General features: G+C 33.2%; 1 pseudogene. It reads left to right on the top strand.

The features are described from left to right. Positions 1–594 (top strand): annotated as a pseudogene (locus N5E64_RS15705) (T9SS C-terminal target domain-containing protein); the annotation flags it as partial.

Here is a 594-nt window from a genome sequence, read left to right as displayed (position 1 = left end):
GGAGCTATTACAGAAGAAGGATGGAATAGAAACAATGGACTTCTGTATCAATGGGGAAGAAAAGATCCTATTCCTCCTTTAGTATCGAAAGGAATGGATTTTTACGAAGTATCTGGAAGTGTGGGACGTGTTAGACATAGAATGGCGTTAAATACAAATAACGCTCAAAAAATAGAGAATTTGATGTCTTATGTCCCTTTATCTACTGCTAATATTATGAATAATATAAGACTATCTGTTCAGAATCCTTTAAGTCTTATTTATGTGAATAATGATAATGCAACAACTCAAGCTTATTATTTAAATAGATCCCATCTTCCTGTGAATTGGTTTGGAACAACTTCTTCTTCGAACGGAGCTATTGCAGAGGTAAATTTATGGTCTGACAATTCAAAAGGTTTGATTCAAAATGCTAATTATAATTTTAATAGTAATGCCGCTCAAAGACCTTATAGAGATAAGTCATCATATGATCCTTGCCCTAATGGATGGAGAATTCCATCTATGCTAGTAGCAAACATAGGAAACTATAGTTATAAAGATGATGTGAGATTAGATTATAGTCCGTTTGGTCCTAAAACTAATGAAACACAT

Origin of the sequence: Empedobacter sp. GD03739 (assembly GCF_029843245.1) — a bacterium.
Lineage (GTDB): Bacteria > Bacteroidota > Bacteroidia > Flavobacteriales > Weeksellaceae > Empedobacter > Empedobacter falsenii_B.
Note: the sequence above shows the minus strand (reverse complement) of the source record. Positions and strands in the feature narration are given on the sequence as shown.